We start from the raw sequence: 24,295 nt of genomic DNA on the forward strand, positions 1-24,295 counted from the left end.
TGACCGCGTTCACTCAGGCTTAGCGCAGTGCCCGGCGCAACACCTTGCCCACCGTCGTCTTGGGCAACTCTTCAGTACGAAACTCGACAAACCGCGGCACCTTGTACCCCGTCAAATATTCCCGGCAATGCGCCAGAATCTGCTCCTGGGTCAAACTTGGGTCCTTGCGCACCACGATGATTTTGACCCGCTCGCCGGTCACCCCATCCTCAACCCCGATCGCCGCCACTTCCGCCACGCCCGGATGCAACGCCACCACGTCTTCGATCTCGTTGGGGTACACGTTAAACCCGGACACCAGGATCATGTCTTTCTTGCGGTCCACCAGGCGGATGAAGCCCTGCTCATTCATCACCCCGATGTCCCCGGTAGACAGCCACCCTTCGGCATCCAGCACCTCGGCGGTTTCCGCCGGGCGTTTCCAGTAACCCTGCATCACCTGCGGGCCGCGTACTTGCAGTTCGCCCTGCTCGCCCAGTTCCGCCAACTCACCGTCCTCACGAATGAACCGCACCCAGGTCGACGGCAACGGCACGCCGATGCTGCCAGTGAATTCCATCTCGCGCATGCGTGAGATGTCGATGGGGCTGATGCTCACCACCGGCGAACATTCAGTGAGGCCGTAGCCTTCGATGATCGGCAAGCCGGTGACTTCCTTCCAGCGCTTGGCCACAGCGGTATGGGTGGCCATGCCGCCGGCGATCACCATGCGCAAATCGGAAAAATCCCGGGCGCAGAATTCCTTGTTTTCCAGCAGCCCGTTGAACAGCGTGTTTACCCCGGCAATCCCGTTGAAACGCTCCTTGCGCAGGATCATCTGCACCCGCTTCACATCCCGTGGGTTGGCGATCAGGATGTTGCGCCCGCCCAGGCACATGAACATCAGGCAGTTCACCGTCAGGGAAAAGATGTGGTACAGCGGCAGCAGGGTGACGTTGGTTTCCTGCTGGTTCTGATCAAGCTGATCACCGACCCACGCCTTGGCCTGCAACAGGTTGGCGATGATGTTGCGGTGGCTGAGCATGACGCCCTTGGCATCGCCGGTAGTGCCGCCGGTGTATTGCAGGAAGGCCAGGTCTTCGCGGTTCATCGGCACGGCGAGATGGGTTTGCCCGCGTCCCTGTTTCAACACCTGGTTGAAACGCACGGCCCCCGGCAGGTTGAAACGCGGCACCTGCTTCTGCACGCTGCGCAGGATGAAGTTCATCGCCGCGCCCTTGAAGGTGCCGAGCAGGTCACCGATGGCCGCAACCACCACACGTTTGACGGTACTGGCGGCCACCACTTTCTCCAGGGTGTGGGCGAAGTTTTCGAAGATCACCAGGGTCTCTGCGCCACTGTCCTTGAGCAAATGCTGCAGCTCCCGGGCGGTGTACAGCGGGTTGACGTTGACCACCACCGCACCCGCGAGGATCGTGCCCAGCAGGCAGATCGGGTACTGCAAGCAGTTGGGCATCATCAGCGCCACCCGGTCGCCCTTCTTCACACCCTGGGCTTGCAGCCACGCAGCAAAGGCGATGCCCTGCACCTCCCAGTCGGCGTAGGTCATTTCGGTGCCGATGCTGACGTAGGCCACGCGGTCGCGGAATTTGTGCAGGTGCTCCAGGAATACCTCGCGCAACGACGGGTAGTCCTCGATGCCCGCATCGATGTCTGCCGGTACGCCGGGCAGGTAAGCGTTCAACCAGAGGCGTTCGGTCTGTTCCAGGCTTACAGCGTTCATGGCAGTCTCCTTGTTGTTTTTATGGTGGGAACTACTTTTCGACGATAGCGGTAATGCCCAACCCACCCGCCGCGCAGATCGAAATCAGGCCGCGGCCGCCGCCACGCTGGTGGATCGCTTTGGCCAGTGCCGCGAGTTGCCGGCCACCGGTGGCGGCGAAGGGGTGGCCGCAGCCGAGGGAGCCGCCGTTGACGTTCATCTTGCTGCGGTCGATGCTGCCCAGCGGCGCGTCGAGGCCCAGGCGGTCGCGGCAGTAATCCGGGTCTTCCCAGGCCTTGAGGGTGCACAGCACCTGAGCGGCGAAGGCTTCGTGAATCTCGAACAGATCGAAGTCGGCGAACGTCAAGCCTTCGCGCTTGAGCATGCGTGGCACGGCGTAGGCCGGGGCCATCAGCAGGCCTTCGGTGCCGTCGACGAAATTCACCGCAGCGGTTTCACCGGTTCGCAGGTACGCCAACACGGGCAAGCCGCGCTCGGCGGCCCATTCCTCGCTGGCCAGCAGCACCACCGACGCGCCGTCAGTCAGGGGCGTGGAGTTGCCGGCGGTGAGCGTGCCGTTCTGGCGGTCGTAGGCCGGTGACAGGCCGGCAAGTTTCTCCAGGCTGGCGTCGGCCCGCAGGTTGTTGTCCCGGGCCAGGCCGCGATACGGGCTGATCAAATCATCGAAGAAACCCTGCTTGTACGCCGCATCCAGCCGCTGGTGGCTGGTGAGGGTCAACTCGTCCTGGGCCAGGCGCTTGATCTGCCAGCGCTTGGCCATTTCCTCGCAGTGTTCACCCATGGACAAGCCGGTGCGCGGCTCGCCATTGCGCGGCAGCAGCGGCTTGAAAAACATCGACGGGCGCACCCCCATCAAGGCCTTCAACCTGGCGCCGGTGCCCTTGGCGCGGTTGGCTGAAAGCAAGGTGCGGCGCAGGGACTCGTTGATGCCGATGGGCGCGTCGGAGGTGGTGTCGGAACCACCGGCAACGCCCACTTCGATCTGCCCAAGGGCGATCTTGTTCGCCACCAGCAACGCCGCTTCCAGGCCGGTGCCGCAGGCTTGTTGCAGGTCGTAGGCCGGGGTTTCGGGAGACAGTGTGGTAGACAGCAGGCTTTCCCGGGCCAGGTTGAAATCCCGGGAATGCTTGATCACCGCACCCGCGGCAAACTCGCCCAGGCGCAGGCCGTGAAGGTTGTAGCGGTCCACCAGGCCTTGCAGGGCGGCGACCAGCAGATCCTGGTTGCTGTCATGGGCGTACACAGTGTTGGAGCGGGCGAACGGGATACGGTTGCCGCCGATAATCGCCACGCGGCGCGTCGGGGCCGGGTTGAAACTGTAGTCACTCATCGATCGGTCTCATTCCAGATAAACAGCCCACGCATATGGGGTTTGTCACCGGCGAAATTGCGCACTTCAAACTCACGGCGCGGGCCGGTTGGCGGAACGTTCCACAGCGCCACCTGGCCGGGCAGGAAGATCGGCAGCTTGAAGTCGCAATGGGCCTCGGCCTGGTCCAGTCCGCCGGGGGGTTGCTGGGCGGCCAGGGCGCGGCCAAGGGTCCACATGCCGTGGGCGATGGCCCGGCGAAAGCCGAACAATCGGGCGCCGATCACCGAGGTATGAATGGGGTTGAAATCCCCCGAGACCCTGGCGAAACGCCGCCCCAGATCCGCCGGCAGCACCCAGCGTTGAGTGCGCAGCAAACCTTCTTCCTGCAAGGGCAACGCGTCGTCCCACGGCTCGCCAACCGGCGCGTTTACGTCACGGCGCAGGTACAGGCTGTCGCTCTCCCATATCAGGGCGCCCGCGCTGTAGGCACGGGTGGCGATGCTCAGGGCCTGGCCCTTGGGATGGGCGACCCAGCGTTCGCAATACACCTCCAGGCGCAAGGCCTGGCCCGCCTCCAGCCGTCGATGCTGGCGGATGCGATTGGCCAAATGCACCATGCCGCTGGCCGGGTACGGGAAACTCGGGCGGGTCAGCAACATCAGGTGCAAGGGGAACGCCAGCACATGGGGATAGGACAGCGGCACGCCTTGCTCATGGCGGAAACCACAGGCCCGACCGTAAGCCGCGATCCCTTGGGCAGACAGCTCGACGGCCGAACGCACCAGGCGTTCTTTCGGCAACGTCGGCTCGCCTTCCAGCTTCGGTTTGCGCAGCCCCAATACCCCGTCCAGCAACAGCCGCGAGCGCGAGGGCGGCGGGTCAATAATCTGCGTCACATAGTCCATGCTCAGGCTCCCAACAGGCTTTGGCCGCAGACCCGCACCACCTGGCCATTGACCCCGCCGGATGCCGGATGCGCCAGCCAGGCGATGGTTTCTGCCACGTCGATGGGTTGCCCGCCCTGGGACATCGAGTTCATCCGCCGCCCCGCTTCGCGAATCATCAGCGGGATCTTCGCGGTCATCTGGGTTTCGATAAAGCCCGGTGCCACGGCATTCACCGTCACTTGCTGCGCCGCCGCCTGCGGGGCCAGGCCTTGTACCAGGCCGATCACCCCGGCCTTGGAGGTGGCGTAGTTGCTTTGCCCGAGGTTGCCGGCGATACCGGAAATCGATGAGACACACACGATCCGCCCGCCCGGATTCAGGCCCTGGCTTTCCAGCAGCGCCGTGCTCAGGTGCAACGGTGCTTCCAGGTTGATCGCCAGTACGCTGCGCCACGCGGTCTCAGTCATCTTGGCGATGGTCTTGTCGCGGGTAATCCCGGCGTTGTGCACCACCACGTCGAATGCACCGTGTTGGCTGACATGGGCGTGCAACTGCTGCGTGGCATCGGTGGCGGTGATGTCCAGCGCCAGTGCGGTGCCTGCGACACTGCCGGCCGCCTGTTGCAGCGAATCCTGGGCCTGGGGCACATCCACGCAGACCACATGGGCTCCATCGCGGGCCAGCACCTGGGCGATTGCCAGGCCGATGCCACGGGAGGCGCCGGTGACCAGGGCACGGCGGCCGCCGAGGGGTTTGTCCCAGTTGATTTCGGTTGGGCTATCGACGGTTTTTTCGAGGCGCACCACCTGCCCCGAGACATAGGCCGAGCGCCGCGACAGGAAGAACCGCAGGCTGCTTTCCAGCCCGTCCTCGGCACCCGGTGCGACGTAGATCAACTGCACGGTGATCGCCCGGCGCAACTCCTTGGCCAACGAACGCACCAGGCCCTCAAGGGCACGCTGGGCAATGGCCTGGGGCAGGTCCTTGCACAACTCCGGCGCGGTGCCGAGCACCACCACCCGGGCGTGCTGCCCAAGGCGCCTGGCGTTGGCGTGGAAGAATTCGTAGAGCTCGTCCAACTGCTTGAGGTCGGCAATGTCGCTGGCGTCGAACACCGCGCCCTGGACCTTGACCGTGGAGGGTGCCTTGAGGGTCGCAGCGGTGGCGGTCACTGTATCGGTGGCGGTGAAGATGCGCTGGATTTGCGCCCCCAGGCGCCCTACCCCCGCGACGATTACCGGGTTGGCCAGGCCTTGCTGGCCGCTGCGGTGACGTTGCAATGCCAGGGGTTGGGGCAGCCCGGCAGTGCGGGCCAACCAGGCTCCCCAGGGGGAATTGACGAAAGAGAGGTAGCTGTCACTCATGGATAAATTCACTCACAAACACGGTGTTGCCATGGAAACCCGATCCTTGTAGGAGCTGGCTTGCNNCAAGCCAGCTCCTACAGGGGTCGTGTTCCTCCAGTTCCAGTCAGTTGACCGGCGCGTTTTCGCCTTGGTTGGCGCGGCGTCTTGCGCTCGGTTTGGCGGCCTGTTCCAACGCCTGCTGGCGCTGTTGCAAGGCTTCCAGCAAACCGAAGTCCTGCGGGAAGTCGTCCACCTGGATCGCGTGATCGCCATATTCCACATAGCGCGCGAGCAAGCTGTCGTCTTCCTCGCTGATCAGGTCCAGCGCCCGCGCCTTGACTCGCCACGGAGTAAACGCCGCACTGGAAATCGGCATTGGCTCGATCAGGCCTTGCTTGATCGCCCCCTTGAGCCGCGCCTCGATCAGCTCCACTTGCGGCAACAGGCGCAAGGCCAGCTCGCCGTAAGCCAGCTTGTCGATTTCCGGCCGAGGAATGTAGGAATTGCCCAGCAAGCGGTCGCGGGTTTCCCCCGGCACCTGCACCAGTTCCGCCACTTGCGCCAACAGGCGATCCGACGGTTTGCGCTGTGGAATACCGAACGGGAACGTCAAGCCACGCACCACCGCCGCCGCGGCTTTCGACGGGTAGTTGTCGAGCACTTCGGCCAGGGCCTCATGGGCGCGCAGCAACGCGTCCTGGGCCGCCCAATGCACCAGCGGCAAATCTGCCTGTGGCCGGCCATCATCCTCAAAACGCTTGAGCACGCAGGACAGGATGTACAGCTGGGACAGAATGTCCCCCAGCCGCCCGGTGATGCTTTCCTTGCGCTTGAGGGCACCGCCCAGCACGCCCATGGAAATGTCCGAGATCAACGCCAACACCACCGACAGCCGATTGGCCTGGCGGTAGTAGGACGCCAGCGCCGGATCGGTCTTGCCCGGCACGGAAATCAGCCGTCCGCCCGTCAGCGAATACACTGCGGCACGCACGGTATTGGCCAGCACGAAGCTCAGGTGACCGAACATTGCGCTGTCGAAGTCCACCAGGGCCTTGCGCCGGTCCGTATTGCGCGCCGCTTCCATCTCGCGGAACACATACGGATGGCAGCGGATCAGGCCCTGGCCGTAGATGATCAGGCAGCGAGTCATGATGTTCGCGCCTTCCACCGTGATGGCGATGGGGCTTTGCTGGTAGGCCCGGGCGAGGAAGTTGTTGGGCCCCATGCAGATGCCCTTGCCGGCCACGATGTCCATGCCGTCGTTGACGATGATGCGTGCCCGCTCGGTAACGTGATACTTGGCGATGGCCGAGATCACCGAGGGTTTTTCACCGGCATCCAATGACGCTACCGAGACCTTGCGCACCGCGTCGCAGGCATACAGATGCCCGGCCATGCGCGCCAGGGGCGCCTGCACGCCTTCGAACTTGCCGATGGGCAGGCCGAATTGCTTGCGCATCGCCGCATAAGCGGTGGTGCCGCGCACAGCCACCTTGCCCAGGCCGACGTTGGCCGACGGCAGGGAAATCGCCCGGCCAGCCGCCAGGCATTCCATCAGCATGCGCCAGCCGTTGCCGACTTGCTCGCGGCCGCCGATCACCCATTCCAGCGGGATAAACACATCCTTGCCGGTGGTCGGGCCGTTCTGGAATACCGCGTTGAGTGGCCAGTGACGCCGGCCGCTGTTCACCCCCGGATGGGTGGTGGGGATCAACGCGCAGGTGATGCCCAGGGAACCCGGCTGGCCGAGCAGACCGTCCGGGTCTTCGGCGCGGAAGGCCAGGCCGAGCACGGTGGCGATTGGGCCGAGGGTGATGTAGCGCTTGTCCCAGGTCACGCGAAAACCCAGTACTTCCTCGCCTTCGTGCACGCCCTTGCAGGCGATGCCCAGGTCTGGAATCGCCCCGGCGTCGGAGCCGGCATACGGGCTGGTCAGGGCGAAGCACGGGATGTCTTCGCCACGGGCCAGGCGTGGCAGGTAGTAGTTGCGCTGGGCGTCGGTGCCGTAGTGCAGCAGCAGTTCGGCCGGGCCCAGGGAGTTGGGCACCATCACTGAAATCGCCGCCGCCGAGCAGCGGGTCGAGAGCTTCATCACCACTTGCGAATGCGCATAGTGAGAGAAGCCTTTGCCGCCGTACTGCTTGGGAATGATCATGCCGAGGAAGCCGGCATCCTTGGTGTACTGCCAGCCTTCGGGGGACATGTCTTGCCAGACCTGGGTAGTTTCCCAGTCGTTGGACATGTCGCACAGGGTCTCGACTTCGTTGTCGAGGAAGGCCTGTTCTTCAGCGCTGAGGCTGGCCGGTGCGGCTTGCAGCAGGCGTTCCCAGCGGGGTTTGCCGCTGAACAGCTCGGCGTCCCACCACACGGTGCCGGACTCGATGGCGGCGCGCTCGGTGTCGGACATCGCCGGCATGATGCCGCGAAAAAGGCCCAGGGCCTTGCTGGTCAACAGCGCGCGGCGCAGGGGCTTGATTGTCAGCAGCAACGCGGGCAACACCACCAGCACCGCCACCACGCCGGCGCCGAAACCGGCGACTGCGTTGAACAGGTAACCGACCGCCAGCCAGACCAGGCCGGCACCCAGCCAGAGGGTGGCAGCGGCTTGTCGATACGCCAGGGCGATCGCTGCTGCGAGTCCCGCCAATAACCAGATAACCATGGGGATACCTCTACTCAATTCAGGGTACGGCAAACGCCCGGGCAGATCGGAATGACCTGTGACGTAAAGCCACACTACAAACTTGAAAAGATAAATTCAAATTTTGTTTTGAAATTTTTATTTAATGCTTGGGCGAAAAAAATAGCGGCTGAACGGGGTCAGCCTTGCAGGTTAAGCGCAAGGATTCGACATCGGGCGCCAGGGCTACCCATCAATAGACGACAGCGTGGAGCCGGGCAGCAAGATGCGCTGGCTGCCCTTCTCCACGACTGCCCTCGACAACCTTAGAACTTATAGGTTGCCGACAAGCTGACCACATCCCCCGAGGATTCAGCCTCGCCGTCCAACTGCGCCGCACCGAGACGATCAACGTTCTTGGTCTTCAGGTTGACCTTCTGCACGAACTGGTGCGAGTACGCGGCATCCACCGACAGGCCAGGAACAGCCTTGATGTCATAACCGGCACCAAATGCCAGGAAGTAACGGTCACCGTCCGGGATTCGCGGGTCCCGGGTAGAGTTGCGGGTAGGTGTCTGGTCGTAAGCCACACCGGCGCGCAGGGTGAGTTCGTCGGTGGCTTTGTAGTCGCCGCCAATCGAGGTCATCCAGGCGTTTTTGTAGTTGTAGGGAATGGCAACAATGGTGGTGCCCTGGGATTTGAGCGTCAGGTCCTGGAAGGAAGACCATTCAGTCCAGGTAGCACTCACCCCCAACGTCCAGCGGTCGTTGAACTGGTGAACCCAGTCAACCGAAGCGGTAGCCGGGATATCCAGTTGGGTACTGGCGTGGGCACCGTCCGGGAACAGCTTGAGACCTGGGTAGGCGATTTCAACCAGAGTTTCGCCGTTCGGACCGATCGGATTGGTCATCGCGTTACGGCCGACGGCATCTGTATAGATGTTGTATTTGCCGGTCATCTTGTTTTTGATCTTGGCGTGATAGTTCAAGCCAAGTGTGTCTTGCAGCGTCGGCTTCCAAACCACGCCACCAAACCAGCCCACAGAGATGTTATCGACTTTCACGCGCATCAAGGAATGCCCCAGCCCCGTGGGGAGACCCGCGCCGCCAAGTCCTGGAGACACATCCGCAGCGGCCAGCAAATCAACGTTCTGGCTGACGAACCCTTGACTGCGCTGGACGATGGCACCACCACCGACCGAGAACTGATCATTGACCTTGAACGACAGGGAACCGGTCAGACCGATGGTCTCGATTTTGGTATCAACCGCGAAATCCCGCAGTTTGGAGTCTTCGTTCCAAGTGGTTTTCATACCCTGTGGCACGACCTGGCTCAGACCAAAGGCGAAACGGTCGCCCATGGGAATCACCAGAAAGCCCGTCGGCAGCCAAGCGGTGAAACCGCCTTGCCCACCATTGTTAGTGTTGAGGACCGGGTCGCCCGTATTGCCCAGGTCATCCAGTACGGGCGTATTGGTCACCGGGTTGCCCGCGTAGTCATAGGCCTGGCCGGTGTATTTGATCTTGATCCGAGCATAGTCAACGGTCTGCTGCGCGATGGTTGAATCGATAAAGGCCATGGCTGCCGGGTTGTTGTACGCGGCACTGGGGTCATTTTTGAACAGTGAACCACCACCAAACGCACGACCCCATCCTGGCGCGCCGAAGGTCGGTGTGGAGAACCCACCCGCCTGCACTTGCCCCGTGGTCATCAGGCCCCCCAGCAGGGCCAGTCCCAGTAACGTGTGAGCGTGTTGTTTCTTATTGTTCATGCGGTACTCCTTATTATTATTTACACCCGGCCCCTGCCGGTGGGTCGTGTAACCACAGAACGTCTTTCAAAGAACGCCTGTCCTGGAATGGTGTAACGGTGTATCGGTATTCAGGAATGGGTGGTGAGCGAGCCGGTCAGCGTGGCGTTCAACGACACCAAAGTGCAGTAGCCACTCATGGCTTGATTGGTTGCGCTCAACACGTGGGTAGAAACGTCGACGGCAGCTTCAACACAACACTGCCTTTGGTTACGCTGAACGGACCCGGCGGGCTGAAACCCGCCGCAACCGCAATGAATGAGGCAACGCCCAGAGCCGCTGACATCGAACCCAGGCGTGCTGTTTTCACAAGGCTTTGCATTGTCATGTTCCCCAGACAATAAATACCGTATCCAACCGGTGCCTCACACGAGGCACCGGTCTTTCAACGGGGTGATCAGCCCTTTACGGAGTCGCGCTTACGGGTTAACGGTCAGCGTTGGGGCAACAACACTCAGCGAAACCACGGTGCAGTTGCCGGTCAGCGCCTGATTGGCTGCCGAAAGCGTTTTGGTGCCTGGAGTCCAGGTAACAGCGATGGTGGTTGGCCCGCAGTTGGTGGCCGGGATCGAGGTGATCTTGTAGCCGACGTTGGTTACGCTACCGGTGGTACCCGTTGCAGCCGTCAGTACCCAAGGCAGGTTGGTCAGCGTTGGCAGGCCACACAGACCGCCACCGGTCAGGGATGCGCCATTGATCGAGGCCACGCCACCGCTAACGTTGCCGGTAAAGGTGATGCCGCAGGTCACGGCTGCACCGAAGGACGAAGGCGACTTCACGACGATGGTGCCAGCGTTGGTCGAGAACGGACCATCCGGGGAGATGGAAGCCGCGCTGGCCATGGAAGCTGCGCCGAAGCACACTGCGAAAGAAGTTGCACAAACGAGGGTTTTCAAGCTTTTCATTGTTTTTCCTCACATGTTATGGCGAGTCATTTCGCCAGGGGTAATGGCCATGATCGAGAGGTCACGGTGAATCTGCAGAACTTCCCTTTCCAGCCAAATTTCAATTCAATTACCGCTACAAATTCGGGGGTTTTATTCAACAACTTTGAAAGTCGGGGGCATCTTGATCGACACCGTTTTAATCGTGCAGTCCTCGCCAATAGGCACATTGGCAGCTTCTAACTTGCCCGTGGCGTTATCCCAAGTGCCATCGGCGGTAGAGGGTCCGCACTTGCCGCCCAAACCAAAGGCATGCACATCCACGGCGATCTTCGACATCGAGCCGCTCCTGGTATCTTTAGCCACTAATACCCAAGGCAAGTTGATGGCTTCGACCCGGCTGCACTTGAGCCCGCCGTCGAATTCAACTTTGTCGACATTCACCGACGAGCCATCCGCCGCCACTTTGCCGGCGACCTTGATGGTGCAATCCGCGCTGATCAGCGCGCCTTTGGAAAAGCTGATGGGGCCCTGGGCAGTAAACGCGCTGCCGGCAGGTTCGATACGGGCGGCCTGGGCCTGGTGGTAAACGATCAGGCCCAGGGCGGCCAATACAATGTGCGTGGTGAACTTGGCAGGGGTTTGCATGGTGTACGTCCTTCCCTTCATTTTATTTTTGTTCGGGTCAAACAACGTTCTTGCAACTAAGCCGTACTCGAAACCGGTAAAGCCCGGGCGATGAAAACCTGCGCGATACACAGATCCCGAGTACGCCCTACAACTGACTGTTTCGTTAGAAGGGTCTGGTGGTGTTGCTGTACTTCTCCAGGTACTTCAAACGTTGTGAAGGTTGAAGATTGGTCAGGGTGATATCCCCGGCGTAATGATTAAGTACCCGGTGATCCATGCGTCGTCGCCACAAGTACGGCACATACGCCCAGACAATCATGCTGGCATAACCGTATGGAAGTTGCGGCGATTCATCAAAATGACGCAGTGACTGATAACTTCTGGTTGGGTTGGCGTGATGGTCGGAGTGCCGCTGCAGTTGGAACAGAAAGATATTGGTGACAATCCGATTACTGTTCCAGGAATGGCGTGGCGAGCAACGTTCATAACGACCGTTGGGCAACTTCTGGCGTTTCAGGCCGTAGTGCTCGACATAGTTCACCACTTCCAGCAGCGAGAAACCGTAGATGCCCTGGATGATCAGGAATGGAATCACTGCCGCGCCCAGCCAGGCAATCATCGCGCCCCACAACACCACACTGTACATCCAGGCGCTGAGTACGGCGTTCTTCCAGTGCCAGGCCGGCAGGCCGAGTTTGCGCAGGCGTTCACGCTCCAGGTTCCACGCCGAGCGGGCGCTGAACCATACCGAGCGCGGCAGGAAGGCCCAGAAGCTCTCCCCCAACCGCGAACTGGCCGGGTCTTCCGGGGTGGCGACGCGCACGTGGTGGCCACGGTTGTGTTCGGTGTAGAAGTGCCCGTAGAAGGTCGGCGCCAGGGTGATCTTGGCCAGCACGACTTCCAGCAGGCGCGGCTTGTGCCCCAGCTCATGGGCGGTGTTGATGGCGATGCCGGTGGCAGCGCCAGTGGACATTGCCATGCCCAGGTAGGTGAACCAGCTCACCTCGCCATGCAGCTCGGTGCGCGCGGTGATGAACGCGGCGGTTTTCGCCAGCCAGCTCGACGGGTCCAGGGTGGCGGTGGCATGCAACAGGCCGCCATTGATAATCCAGTCGATGCCGCCTGCGGCCAGCCACCCGGTGACCACCAGGGATGAGATGACAAACAGCACGCCGGTGTAGACGATCCAGCGGTAGTAGCTTTGGGATTCGAGGTTGCTGACGGCGGACTCGGGCGGGTTGCTGACGTCTTCACCCAGCAGGCCGTCGATCAGCGGGATCAGGCCGAAGATCACCAGCACACCGACCCACCACAGTTGTTGCACGCCGGTAGTGATGGCCAGGGCGCCAGAGAGAATTGGGGTTGCCAGGGGCATGATGCCGAGCCACCACAGGTGGCGCTTGCCGTCGGTCCAGACGTTCGGGGCAGCCAGGGTCTGATTCATGGCAGCCTCCGCACGACGCAGGTAGGCAGGGAGCAAAAATCAACACTGGACAGGTACACGGAGCGGTGACTGCCCCGAGAATTCAACCATGCGATAAAAGGCGTTTTTTTCATTATTTTATTCGCTCTTAGGCATTTCAAAAATTGTTTCAAATTAGACATTGAAATAATTTTTTTAAATAAATAGCGCGGAATCGTTAGGTCGTCAACTAGTTTCTTGAACCCTTTTGAACGTGACCGGGCAGTCTCTTTTTCAGCCGTTTGGTCAGGTGTCTAGGGCAAGCATTGACGAGTTCGAACCGCGGTTTCAGTCGCACAATTATTTACTCGCCAACGCAAACGGCGGGTGCAACACCGTGGCGCTTTCCGGCGGCCGGACGCGCTTGGCTATCTGCTCGACCATCGCCGCGACACGCTCGGTGGCCGTGATCGGCAACATATGCCCGCGCCCTTCCACCAGCTGCAGCTTCAGGCCCGGCACCAGGCTGGCCAGGGCCTGCCCGTGTTTGCGGAAATCCAGCACCTTGTCCTGCGCGCCATAGATCAGCCCGATCGGCAACGTCAGCTGCGGGTAGCGCTTGACCATGTCCGGCAGGAAATCGTTGACCAGGTTGATCTCGGTGGAGGCGGCATAGAAGTTCTCGGGCCGCATGCCCAACAAGCCGCCACCACGGGTGGCGAAGTCTTCCGGGGCCGGGTCGGGGGCAAACACGCCCTTGACCACCGAGCCTTTGGTCAGCAATCCGATCGGCATGGTCAGGGTGTGCGACATAAAGCGTCGCAGCCATCCCGGGCGTATCGCCAACGACATAAACACCAGCGGCAGCAGGCGCTGGGGATGGGTCAGGGGCGCCACCAGGATCAATCCGGACACCGCGTGGGGATGGTCCAGGGCCAGTGCCAGGGCAATCGCCCCGCCGAGGGAATGCCCCAGCACCAGCGGCTTATCCAGGTCCAGCGTCTGGATAAAGCTGGCGACTTGCCGGGCCTGGCCAGGCAGGTCCGCGGCCGTGCCGGAATGCCGGGTGGAATAACCCGACCCCGGACGATCCACGGTGATCACTCGAAAGTGCTCACGCAATTGGGCAGACAAGGCGTACGTCAAGTTGCGACTGCTGCCCATCAGCCCGTGGATCATCACCAGCGGTGGGCCCTTGCCCTCGTCTACATAATGAAAGCGCTCGCCGTTGATCTCCAGAAAGCGCCCGTTGATCGGAACAGCAGCCTCTATACGCCGTGTCATCCGGGCACTGAAGGCCCACAACACTACGCTTAACCCTACACACACACCCGCAGCGACAACCCACTCGACAGCCATAGCTCGGTCCTCTGCATCCCTGCGTTGCTGGCGGCCCGACCGGTATTGGTCAAGGCCTCAGCCATCGTCCACCCTGGACCTTAACTGTGTGCGTACAAGCTCTCGTCCGTCGGATAAGTCGCACATGAGGAACTGGGTCGTAGCCTAGACGATATTTTCAGGTAGATTATTTAAAATCTTTTTTAAAATAAATAATTCAATTTTCCTTTGCAATGGTGTTCTATCTAAAAAGCCAAAACAAAAATAAGGAGCACATCCGATGTCGACACCCGTAAGGCGCCACCGGCCCACGAGGGACAGCCTATGAATGCCCATGACACCATCGACATCGCCATCATCGGTTCCGGATTTGCCGGGCTGTGCATGGCGATCAAACTCAAGGAAGCCGGGTTTCACGACTTCTTTATTGCCGAACAGGCCGATGCTCTCGGCGGCACCTGGCGGGACAACCACTACCCCGGTTGCGCCTGCGACGTGCAATCCCATGTCTATTCGTTTTCCTTTGCGCCCAACCCGGACTGGACCCGTCAATTTGCGCCACAGGCGGAGATTCGCGCCTACCTGGAGCAGTGCGCCCGGCGCTTCGAACTGGCGCCGTTCCTGCGCTTTGGCATGGGCCTGGAGAAGGCGGTATTTGATGAGGCGCAACAGCGCTGGAGCCTGAGCTTCAGCAATGGCCGCCAGGTGAGTGCGCGGGTGCTGGTGTCGGGAATGGGCGGCCTGTCGCGCCCGGCACTGCCGGATATTCCGGGCCTGGACAGCTTCAAGGGCAAGCGCTTCCACTCCCAGCAGTGGGACCACGAGTATTCATTGAAGGGCAAGCGCGTGGCGGTGATCGGCACCGGCGCCAGTGCCATTCAGTTCGTGCCGCAGATTGCGCCGCAGGTGGCCCACCTGGACCTGTTCCAGCGCACCCCGCCGTGGATCATGCCCAAGCCCGACCGGCCGATTTCACGCTTCGAGCGCTGGGCCTTCAAGCACCTGCCGTTCACCCAGCGCCTGGTACGCGGCGCGTTCTATTGGGCACTGGAAGGCCGCGTGGTGGGCTTTGCCCTGCACCCGCGCCTGATGAAAATGGTGCAGAAAATCGCCGTGCGCCACCTGCACAAACAAGTGGCCCGCCCTTCCCTGCGCAAGACCCTGACGCCGGACTACACCATCGGCTGCAAGCGCGTGCTGATCTCCAACGACTACTACCCGGCCCTGTCCCGCAGCAATGTGCAGGTGGTAACCGACAACGTGCTGCGCATCGAGGCCGACGGGGTGATCACCGCCGACGGCATCAAGCACCCGGCTGACTGCCTCATCTTCGGCACCGGCTTCCAGGCCACCGATCCGCTGCCCCGCAACTGCATCATCGGGCGCCACGGCATCGACCTGATGGACACCTGGCAAGACGGCGCCCACGCCTACCTGGGCACCACGGTGCCGGGTTATCCGAACCTGTTCCTGATCGTCGGCCCCAACACCGGGCTGGGGCATAACTCGATGATTCTGATGATCGAGGCGCAGGTCACCTACATCCTCGATGCCCTGCAGCAAATGCAGCGTCATCGCATCGCCACGGTGGACGTCAAGCCGGCGGTGGAACTGGCCTACAACGCCAGGCTGCAGGAAAAACTCAACGGCACCATCTGGTCCACCGGCGGCTGCAAGAGCTGGTACCTCGACCCACGCACCGGCAAGAACACCACGCTGTGGCCCGGCTCCACCTGGCGTTTCAAGCAGGTCACCCGGCATTTCGCCCTCAAGGACTACGTCGCCAGCCTGGTGCCGATACCGTCCACCGCGCGCCCGGCCGCAACGCCCCACACCACCGCAGAAGGGAGCCTGTCATGAAGTCATTCAACGGCCGCGTGGCGGCCATTACCGGCGCCGCTTCCGGCATGGGCCGCGCCTTGGCCCTGGCGTTGGCGCGTGAAGGCTGCCACCTGGCGCTGGCGGATAAAAACAGCCAGGGCCTGGAGCAGACCGTCGCACTGATCAAGGCCCAGGTGCTTGCACCGGTGCTGGTCACCTCGCAGGTGCTGGACGTTTCCGAGCGCCAGGCCGTGGAAGACTGGGCCGCCCGATGCGCCGCCGAACATGGCCAGATCAACCTGATCTTCAACAACGCCGGCGTCGCGCTGTCGAGCACCGTCGAAGGCGTGGACTACACCGACCTGGAATGGATCGTCGGGATCAACTTCTGGGGCGTGGTGTACGGCACCAAGGCCTTTTTGCCGTACCTCAAGGCCAGCGGCGACGGGCATGTGGTCAACACTTCCAGCGTGTTCGGCCTGTTCGCCCAGCCGGGCATGAGCGGCTACAACGCTACCAAGTTCGCCGTGCGTGGTTTTACCGAGTCCTTGCGCCAGGAACTCGACCTGCAAAAAAGCGGGGTCTCGGCCACCTGCGTGCACCCTGGCGGGATCCGCACCGACATCTGCCGCAGCAGCCGGATCGACGCCAACATGACCGGCTTCCTGATCCACAGCGAACAGCAGGCCCGGGCCGACTTCGAAAAGCTGTTCATCACCGACGCCGACCAGGCCGCCAAAGTGATCCTGCAAGGCGTACGCAAAAACAAACGCCGCGTGCTGATTGGCCGCGACGCCTATTTTCTGGACCTGCTCGCGCGCTGCCTGCCTGCCGCCTATCAAGCGCTGGTGGTGCTCGCCAGCAAACGCATGGCGCCCAAGCAACGCAATGCGCCCTCGCCCGTCCTTGAAACCAACGAAGAGCACCGTCTCTGAACTGGAGTACCGACCATGCTGCCGATTCGCCGCGACCTCCGTTTTGCCCTGCCGGCCGAACGCATCAAGGACTGGCATGAACAAGGCCCGTTCATTACCCACTTTTTCAACGCACTGTCGTTGCTGTTTCCCCAGGGCGAACTGTTCTTCATGGACAGCGTGCGTCACTACCGCCAGCGCATCGAAGACCCGGAGCTGAAGAAAGAAATCCAGGGCTTCATCGGCCAGGAAGCCATGCACAGCCGCGAGCACGTGGCCTACAACGACCTGCTGCAAGCCGCAGGGCTGCCGGCGAATACCCTCGACCGTCGGCTGAAGATGATCCTCGACGCGCAAAAGAAATACCTGCCCGCCTCCTTCAACCTGGCGGTGACCATTGCCCTGGAGCACTACACCGCGATGCTCGCGGAAATCCTCCTCAGCGACCCGTCGCGGTTCGGGGATTCGGTCAAGGGTTACCAGCAGATGTGGTACTGGCATGCCCTGGAAGAAACCGAGCACAAGGCGGTGGCGTTTGATGTGTGGAACAGCGTGATCAAGCCCGGGCCCAAGCGTTATCTGCTGCGCACTTCCACCATGCTCATCACCACGGGGCTGTTCTGGCTGACGATCCTGGACTTTCACCTGCGCCTGTTGTTTGCCGACCGGCGTTCGGGCGGGCATTTGAAGGGCTTCTGGCGGATGCTCAAGTTTCTGTACGGACCCAAGGGCGTGTTCCCGCGCATGGCGCTGCCCTGGTTGCATTACTTCAAGCCCGGGTTCCATCCCTGGGACCACGACAACCGGGCACGCCTGGCGGGCATTGACCGCCTGGTGGAGGAGATCGAGCAGGCCCATAAAGGTTATGGGCCCGCCTGAGTCCGCTTAGCGCTGGGTCGGGATCCGAATATCGCCATCCCGGCACTGGCTCTTGACGCTGCGCGGGCAGCCGGCAAACGCCAGGTCCTTGGTCAGGCACACCCGCACCTCGGTCAGCACGGCACCCTTGCAGATCACCGCAAGGCCATGGTTGCCCATGGCCGGGTTGCTCTCGCGAAACAGCGCTTCGATGTCCCGCGCGCCCAGGCCGCTTCGGACATTGAAGGGCTCAAGCTGCTGCGGGATCTTGACCACGCTGAGCGCTGCATCGGTCTTGTCCAGGTAAGCCGAAGCCTCAAGGCCGCTGCAGGTGCCGTGCTTGGCCCATTCATGCCTGAGCAGTTTGGGCGACGGGAACAGCGTCCTGCCCCGGGCGAAGTCTGCATCCGACAAGCGCGACTGCGGCTCACACGAAGCCGGCCAGCCGCCCTTCGCGTACTGCGGCCACAGCCCATGCAGGACAAAACCGTAGCCCTTGCCCGAACACTGCTGGTCGTCCGGGTGCGTCAGGCAGAAGGTCGGCGACCAGGACAGCGACAACACATAAAAGTCAAACTCCCCGGCCTGCCCCTGGGCCCGTGGTGCTGCTGTCGCGGCCCCGGCCAACGCCAGGCAAAGCACAATCCAGGCTGCTTTCATTTTCATCCGTTCATTCCTTAAAAAGACAAAATCAAAGCACCGCTAGACCGCCAGGTTGGGGTTACGTTGTAGCACCCGGTCCATGACCCGGTCGGTCTTCAACGCCTCGATCGCCAGTGCCGGGTGTTTGCTCTCGCCACGAATATGCGCATTCATCCCCAGCACGTGATGCCACTGGATATGTGCATGGTTGGGCACCTCCAGCACCTCGCTGGTCTCGCCCTCAAGCCGCAACGGCGCCTCATCGAACACCGAAAACGTGATGCGGCCCTTGCTGCCGATCATCTCCACCCGGTCTTCGCGCCGGTCGGCGACAAAGTTCCAGCAGCCCATGCCCAGCGCGCCCGAGGCGAACGTCCAGCAGGCGGTGACGGCATCTTCGGCGGCGTAGCGCCCGGCCTGGCGCGCGGTAAACCCGGCCACATCGACGATATCCCCGACCAGGTACTGGAACAGGTCAAAACCGTGGCTGGCCAGGTCGGCAAAATACCCGCCGCCGGCAATCGCCGGGTCGGTGCGCCAGTTGGCACTGCTGGCATCGTCTTCCGAAGGCGGCTTGCACAGGGTCCAGGTCAGATGACGCAATTCGCCGATGCGCCCGTCCTGCAGCCAGTCCCGCACCTGCTGGAAGCGTGGCAGGGAACGCCGGTAATAGGAGACAAACAGGTGCAGCCCGGCCTGTTCGAAGGTGCGTTGCATCAGCGCGCTTTGCTCGGCATTCAGGGACATGGGCTTCTCGACGCAGCAATGCTTGCCGGCAGCGGCCACCATCAGGCTGTATTCGAGGTGGCTGTCGGGCGGTGTGGCGATGTAGACCGCCTCCACTTCCGGGTCGTCGATCAGCGCCTGGGCGTCAGTGTAGAAACGGGCAATGCCGTGGCGTGCCGCATAATCGCGCACGGCCTCCTCGCGCCGCCCCATCACGGCCACCAGCGCAGAACCTGGCGCTTTGTAGAAGGCGGGTCCACTCTTGAGTTCAGTGACATCGCCACAGCCGATCATGCCCCAGCGTACGGTGTTCATCTGCATCTCCTTCAGGTGAGTTTTTTTCGATGGGGCAGTATCGGTGTTTTCCGGCCCCCTCTCCACCCTGCCGGATAAAGACTGAGCATGACAATTGCATTACACTTTTATGACAATCATCCAGCTGCGGGGGCACAGACGATGAAAATAAGGGCCACGGTGATTTGCGAGCACGACGGGCACATCCTGTTCGTGCGTAAAGCCCGATCGAAATGGGCATTGCCCGGCGGCAAGGTCGAGCGCCATGAGCGCCCGGCAGGTGCTGCCGCACGAGAACTGGAAGAGGAAACCGGGCTGAACGTGGACGGTTTGCTGTTATTGCAGGAGCTGAAGGCCAGCGACACCCTGCACCATGTGTTCGAGGCGTCGGTGGTGAATATCGAAGATGCCCGGCCCCTGAGTGAAATCAAGGAATGCCAGTGGCATCCCTACAGTCGCCTGGATGACCTGGACACCACCCAGGCCACCCAGAAAATCGTCAAATCCTTCCTGCGCCGTCTCTAAGGCGCCGCCAGTTCCGGGCTTTGCCCGCTGCACAACAACGCCTGTCTTACCAGACCATTGGCTTTCTGCCGTTCGACAAAGGATTTGACGAACGCGGCAGCGGCTGCGTGCGCTACCGGTACCGCGACCGCCTGGCTGATGCTCATGAAGTCATCCTCCAGCAGGCGCCAGCGCTCATCCAGCCGGGTTCGCAGGTAATCCCGAACCCCGGCCGCGGCGTTCAGGCCTTGCTCGATAAACAGGTCTACGGCACCCGCCGAGGTCGGCGCGCGTACCAGTTCGGCATGCTGCACCGTGCGGCTCAGGTACAGGTCATACGCGGCACCCTGGCCGACGGCGATGCGTTGGCCCGGAGCATCGAGTTGGGTCACGCTGCCCAGGGGTGAATCCACCGCCACCAGGTACGTACCCTTGATGATCACGTAGGGCGCGCTGAAGGCGATTTCCTGCTCGCGCACCGGTTCGATGGCCAGGAATGCCACGCGCCAGCGGTCATCGCCCAGCGCGGCGAAGACCTTGCCCGCCGCATCAAAAGTGATCAACTCAAGGTCGACCGCCAACTCATCGGCCAGGGCCCTGGCCAGCGCCACCGACACGCCCTGGGGCTGGCCGTCCTCGCCGCGCTGGGCCAGCACCGGGTTGCCAAAGTTGATGGCAGCCCTGAGCACACCCTCGGGGGCCAGTTGTTGCAGTACCTGCGGGTCAATCATTACGCGCTCCTTGAACGGTTCTTTGCACGGTCTTGCGAATGACGAAGGGCAAGACGCCGCCGTGTTCAAGGTAACCAACCTCCTGCAACGAGTCGAGGCGCAAGGTCAGGGTGGTACGCGTGGTTTCACCGGTGGCGCGGTCAATCTGCAAGGTGATCGGGTTCTCGCCGACCTGCAACGCGTCCAGGCCGAGGAAGCTCAGGGACTCACTGCCGTCGAGGTTCAAGTCCTGCACCGATGCGCCTTCGTCGAACACCAGCGGCAACACGCCCATGCCGATCAGGTTACTGCGATGGATTCGCTCGATGCTGCGGGCCACCACCACCTTGATCCCCAGCAGGGTCAGGACCTTCGCTGCCCAGTCGCGGCTGGAGCCGGCACCGTAGTTGATCCCGGCGAACAACACGGTGGGTGTACCGGCGTAGCTTTGCGCGGCGAGGTACAGCGGCAGGTAGTCGCTGCGGTCGGCATTCCAGGCCCAGACACCCTGGCGCGGGGGCTGGTCGCAGGACAGCAGATTGTTCAGGCGCGGGTTGGTAAACGCGCCGCGCACCATCACTTCGTGGTTGCTGCGCCGGGTCGAATACTGGTTGAGGTCCGCCAGCGCTTCACCGCGCTCCCGCAGCCAGTGCCCGGCCAGGCTGTCGGCCGGAATCGTGCCAGCCGGGGAGATATGGTCGGTGGTGACGTTATCCCCCAGCACCACCAAAGCCCGGGCGTTGCTGATGGCCAAGGACGCGGCCGGCACCGGCGTTACCCCGGCAAGGTACTGCGGGCGGCGCAGGTAAGTGGAGGCCGGGTGCCAGGCAAACTGCACGCTGGCGTCGGCTTCCAGCGCCTGCCAATGGTGAGTGCCTTGCCACAGCAGTGCCTGGCGCTGGTGAAACAGCGCCGGGCGCACCACCGCCGCCACTTGCGCGGCCACCTCGGCTTCGCTGGGCATCAACTCATGCAGGAACACCGGCTGGCCGTGGGCATCCATCGCCAGCGGCTGGGCCGACAGGTCGGTGTCGATGCTGCCGGCAATCGCATAGGCCACGCACAACGCGGGCGAAGCAAGGTAGCCGGCAGGGACTTTCGGGTTGACCCGGCCTTCGAAATTGCGGTTGCCCGAGAGCACCACCACGCCTTTCAAGCCCTGCTCGGCGAAGGTCTCGACATGGCGTTCGAGGCTGCCGGAATTACCGATGCAGGTCATGCAGCCAAAGCCCGCCAGGTCGAAACCCAGCGCGGCGAAATCCTCCAGCAAGCCGGCGGCTTCCAGGTAATCGGCCACCACCCGTGAGCCTGGCGACAGCGACGTCTTGACCCACGGTTTGCGCGTCAGCCCACGGGCGCGGGCGTTGCGGGCGAAGAGCCCGGCCTGGATCATCTGCGCCGGGTTGGCGGTGTTGGTGCAACTGGTGATGGCCGACATCACCACCGCGCCATGGGTGATCGGCACCTGGAATGACGGCTCGAAGAAATCCTGCTTTTGCGCGCTTACATGCTGATGAAACGACGCCCCGGCCTGGGCCAGGGACTGGCGCTGATGGGGCTGATGCGGGCCGGCGACACTCGGTTCAACCTGCGCCAGATCCAGCTCGATCAACTCATCGAACACCGGCTCGGGATCGTCGTCCCGGCGCCACAGAGATTGCGCCGACATGTAGGCCGAGACCTTGTTGATCAAGGCCTGCGGGCGCGCACTCAGGGTCAGGTACGCCAGCGTCTCGTCATCAAACGGGAAAAACACCACGGTCGCACCGTATTCCGGCGCCATGTTCGCCACGGTGCCCCGCGCCGCCCAACTCAGGGACGCCAGGCCCGGTCCGGTGAACTCGACAAACTTGCCGACCATGCTGCGCCGGCGCAGCAGTTCAGTCACCGTCAGTGCCAGGTCAGTGGCCGTCACGCCGTCGCGCAACGCATTGGTGACGCGAATGCCCACCACCTGCGGATAAGGAATCGGCACCGGTTCGCCGAGCATCGCCGCCTGCCCTTCCAGCCCGCCAACGCCCCAGCCCAGCACGCCGATGGCATTGATCATCGGCGTGTGGCTGTCGGTGGCGACCATGCAGTCGGGGTGCAACAGCACGTGGCCGTTGCGCGGCGCGCTTTCCCACACCACCTGGGCGATGGACTCCATGTTCATCTGGTGGATGATCCCGGTGCCCGGCGGGATCACCTTGAAGTTATCCAGGCTGGCCTGGGCCCACTTGATAAAACGGTAGCGCTCGCTGTTGCGGCGAAAATCGATGTCTAGGTTGGCATCCACCGCGCCCGCCTCGGCGTAGTGCTCGACGATCACCGAATGGTCGATGGTCAGCACCGCCGGGATCGAGGGGTTCACCGCCCGGGGATCACCGCCCAGTTCGGCCACCACATCGCGCATGCCGGCGAAATCCGCCAGGGCCGGCAGGCACGTGGTGTCGTGGAACATCAGCCGGTTGGGCTGGAACGGCACCTCGCAATCCGGCCCTTCGCCGATGGCCCGCGCCGCTACCTGTGGCAACGAAGCCGGGGCGCAGCGGGCAATGTTTTCCAGGAGAATGCGCACGGAATACGGCAGGCGCTGCAGTTGCGTCGGGGTCAGCAACTGGTGCAGGTCGATCCAGGCAAAGCGCTGGCCGTCGATGTCGAGGTGACTGAGATACTCACTCATAGCTGTTTGAATACCCGCTCGATACGCTCAAGGCCCCAGTCCAGTTCTTCGCGGGTAATGGACAACGGCGGTGCGATGCGCAGTACGTTTTCGTGGGTTTCCTTGGTCAGCAGCCCTTCGGCCAGCAGCGCTTCGCAGATGGGCCGCGCATCGCGGTCCAGTTCCACGCCGACCCACAAGCCACGCCCGCGAATCTCGCGGATGGCCGGCGAGTGCATGGCCTTCAGGCGCTCCACCAGGTAGTGGCCCAGTTGCGCGCTGTTATTGATCAAGCCCTCCTCTTCCAGCACCTTCAACGCTTCCAGGCCAATGGCCGCCGCCAACGGGTTGCCGCCGAAGGTCGAGCCGTGGCTGCCGGCGTCGAACAGGTCCATGATCGAATGATCAGCGACGAACGCCGACACCGGCATGATCCCGCCGCCCAGGGCTTTGCCGAGGATCAATGCATCGGGGCGAATGCCTTCGTGCTGGAAGGCAAACCACTTGCCGGTACGGCCCAGGCCGGACTGGATCTCATCGAGGATCAGCAAGGTGTTGGTCTGGTCGCACAGCTGGCGCAGTTCCCGCAGGAAACCTGCGGGCGGCACGCGAATGCCGGCCTCGCCCTGGATCGGCTCGATCAGCACCGCGCAGGTGTCGGCGGTAATGGCCTGGCGGAAACTCTCGATGTCACCGAAGCGCGCCTCGGTGAAACCGTTGCAGAATGGGCCGAAGTCGGCCTTGTAGTCCGCCTCCGACGAGAAGCCGACGATGGTCGAGGTGCGGCCGTGGAAATTGTTGTCGGCCACCACGATGTTGGCCTGATTGGCCGGGATGCCCTTGATCCGGTAGCCCCAGCGTCGCGCCGCCTTGATCGCGGTTTCCACAGCTTCGGCGCCACTGTTCATCGGCAGGGCCGAGTCGAAGCCCGTGATGCGGCACAAGGTCTTGAGGAAGTTGCCCAAGGGTTCGCTGTAGAACGCCCGGGACACCACGCTGATCTTGTCGATCTGCGCCACGGCGGCGGCGCGGATGCGCGGGTGGACATGGCCGTGGCTGACGGCGGAATAGGCCGACATCATGTCCAGGTAGCGCTTGTCATCATCGCCAATGGCCCAGACGCCCTCGCCCTTGACGATCACCACCGGCAAGGGGGAATAGTTGTGGGCGCAGAATTGGTTTTCGAGGGTGATTGCCGGGTTGGGGTGCATGGTGGGGATGTCCTGCCG

General features: G+C 62.4%; 19 protein-coding genes. 4 read left to right on the top strand and 15 right to left on the bottom strand.

All coding sequences use genetic code 11. The annotated features are described in order from the left end of the window. Nucleotides 1-19 precede the first annotated feature (19 nt). The 10 genes from HX786_RS24745 to HX786_RS24790 form a co-directional block, all read right to left on the bottom strand. Nucleotides 20-1,723, bottom strand: a complete 1,704-nt coding sequence (locus HX786_RS24745) for an AMP-binding protein (protein WP_178912719.1) — start codon at nt 1,721-1,723, stop codon at nt 20-22. Nucleotides 1,724-1,754: 31 nt separating this feature from the next. Continuing rightward, nucleotides 1,755-3,053, bottom strand: a complete 1,299-nt coding sequence (locus HX786_RS24750; RefSeq protein ID WP_102369297.1) for an acetyl-CoA C-acetyltransferase — start codon at nt 3,051-3,053, stop codon at nt 1,755-1,757. Next, nucleotides 3,050-3,940 carry a MaoC/PaaZ C-terminal domain-containing protein gene (locus HX786_RS24755; RefSeq protein ID WP_008437150.1) on the bottom strand — a complete coding sequence of 297 codons (891 nt, stop codon included), beginning with the start codon at nt 3,938-3,940 and terminating at the stop codon, nt 3,050-3,052. The genes HX786_RS24750 and HX786_RS24755 overlap by 4 nt, the downstream gene beginning before the upstream one ends. A gap of 2 nt (nt 3,941-3,942) precedes the next feature. Further along, on the bottom strand, nt 3,943-5,286 hold the full coding sequence (locus HX786_RS24760; RefSeq protein ID WP_178912720.1) for a 3-oxoacyl-ACP reductase: 1,344 nt from the start codon (nt 5,284-5,286) through the stop codon (nt 3,943-3,945). 106 nt (nt 5,287-5,392) lie between these two features. Further along, nucleotides 5,393-7,930: an acyl-CoA dehydrogenase gene (locus HX786_RS24765; protein WP_178912721.1), complete on the bottom strand. Its 2,538-nt coding sequence runs from the start codon at nt 7,928-7,930 to the stop codon at nt 5,393-5,395. Nucleotides 7,931-8,214: 284 nt separating this feature from the next. Further along, entirely contained in the window at nt 8,215-9,660 is a 1,446-nt protein-coding gene (locus tag HX786_RS24770; protein ID WP_177117207.1) for an outer membrane protein transport protein, read from the bottom strand. A gap of 458 nt (nt 9,661-10,118) precedes the next feature. Then, nucleotides 10,119-10,604 (bottom strand): alkane oxidation protein activator PraB, encoded by a 486-nt coding sequence (gene praB / locus HX786_RS24775; protein WP_177022784.1) that lies wholly within the window; start codon nt 10,602-10,604, stop codon nt 10,119-10,121. Nucleotides 10,605-10,736: 132 nt separating this feature from the next. Further along, a complete protein-coding gene (praA, locus tag HX786_RS24780) occupies nt 10,737-11,231 on the bottom strand; it encodes an alkane oxidation protein activator PraA (protein ID WP_177022799.1) in 495 nt (164 codons plus the stop codon). 145 nt (nt 11,232-11,376) lie between these two features. Further along, nucleotides 11,377-12,657 carry an alkane 1-monooxygenase gene (locus tag HX786_RS24785; protein ID WP_087694132.1) on the bottom strand — a complete coding sequence of 427 codons (1,281 nt, stop codon included), beginning with the start codon at nt 12,655-12,657 and terminating at the stop codon, nt 11,377-11,379. Nucleotides 12,658-12,975: 318 nt separating this feature from the next. Then, the gene (locus tag HX786_RS24790; RefSeq protein WP_177117205.1) at nt 12,976-13,974 is read right to left on the bottom strand and encodes an alpha/beta fold hydrolase; all 999 of its coding nucleotides are present in this window, start codon (nt 13,972-13,974) and stop codon (nt 12,976-12,978) included. Nucleotides 13,975-14,277: 303 nt separating this feature from the next. Here HX786_RS24790 and HX786_RS24795 point away from each other — a divergent pair, with 303 nt between their 5' ends. The 3 genes from HX786_RS24795 to HX786_RS24805 are packed head-to-tail and all read left to right on the top strand — an operon-like array spanning nt 14,278 to nt 17,567. Continuing rightward, nucleotides 14,278-15,813, top strand: coding sequence for an NAD(P)/FAD-dependent oxidoreductase (locus HX786_RS24795; protein ID WP_003214655.1), 1,536 nt, complete (start codon nt 14,278-14,280; stop codon nt 15,811-15,813). Then, nucleotides 15,810-16,709 carry an SDR family oxidoreductase gene (locus tag HX786_RS24800; protein WP_003214652.1) on the top strand — a complete coding sequence of 300 codons (900 nt, stop codon included), beginning with the start codon at nt 15,810-15,812 and terminating at the stop codon, nt 16,707-16,709. Before HX786_RS24795 ends, HX786_RS24800 begins: the two co-directional genes overlap by 4 nt. Nucleotides 16,710-16,724: 15 nt before the next feature. Then, nucleotides 16,725-17,567 carry a metal-dependent hydrolase gene (locus tag HX786_RS24805; RefSeq protein ID WP_003214649.1) on the top strand — a complete coding sequence of 281 codons (843 nt, stop codon included), beginning with the start codon at nt 16,725-16,727 and terminating at the stop codon, nt 17,565-17,567. Between the two features lie 6 nt (nt 17,568-17,573). Here the strand turns inward: HX786_RS24805 and HX786_RS24810 are convergent, their stop codons facing one another. After that, nucleotides 17,574-18,212: a ribonuclease T2 gene (locus tag HX786_RS24810; protein WP_003214647.1), complete on the bottom strand. Its 639-nt coding sequence runs from the start codon at nt 18,210-18,212 to the stop codon at nt 17,574-17,576. A 36-nt stretch (nt 18,213-18,248) separates the two neighbouring features. Further along, nucleotides 18,249-19,229, bottom strand: coding sequence for a Gfo/Idh/MocA family protein (locus tag HX786_RS24815; protein ID WP_102369304.1), 981 nt, complete (start codon nt 19,227-19,229; stop codon nt 18,249-18,251). Between the two features lie 141 nt (nt 19,230-19,370). Between HX786_RS24815 and HX786_RS24820 the strand changes: the two genes are divergently transcribed. Then, nucleotides 19,371-19,733 carry an NUDIX hydrolase gene (locus HX786_RS24820; protein ID WP_177035985.1) on the top strand — a complete coding sequence of 121 codons (363 nt, stop codon included), beginning with the start codon at nt 19,371-19,373 and terminating at the stop codon, nt 19,731-19,733. On the opposite strand, the gene HX786_RS24825 is transcribed toward HX786_RS24820, so the two are convergent. The 3 genes from HX786_RS24825 to rocD all read right to left on the bottom strand — a co-directional run. After that, a complete protein-coding gene (locus HX786_RS24825; RefSeq protein ID WP_003214641.1) occupies nt 19,730-20,443 on the bottom strand; it encodes a transporter substrate-binding domain-containing protein in 714 nt (237 codons plus the stop codon). The genes HX786_RS24820 and HX786_RS24825 overlap by 4 nt on opposite strands. After that, nucleotides 20,436-23,087 carry an aconitate hydratase AcnA gene (acnA, locus tag HX786_RS24830; protein WP_178912722.1) on the bottom strand — a complete coding sequence of 884 codons (2,652 nt, stop codon included), beginning with the start codon at nt 23,085-23,087 and terminating at the stop codon, nt 20,436-20,438. The genes HX786_RS24825 and acnA overlap by 8 nt, the downstream gene beginning before the upstream one ends. Then, nucleotides 23,084-24,295, bottom strand: a 1,212-nt coding sequence (gene rocD / locus HX786_RS24835; RefSeq protein WP_306172583.1) for an ornithine--oxo-acid transaminase, incomplete at its 5' end; no start/stop codon positions are given. The genes rocD and acnA, both read right to left, overlap by 4 nt.

Origin of the sequence: Pseudomonas sp. 21615526 (genome assembly GCF_013386245.1) — a bacterium.
Taxonomy (GTDB): Bacteria; Pseudomonadota; Gammaproteobacteria; order Pseudomonadales; family Pseudomonadaceae; genus Aquipseudomonas.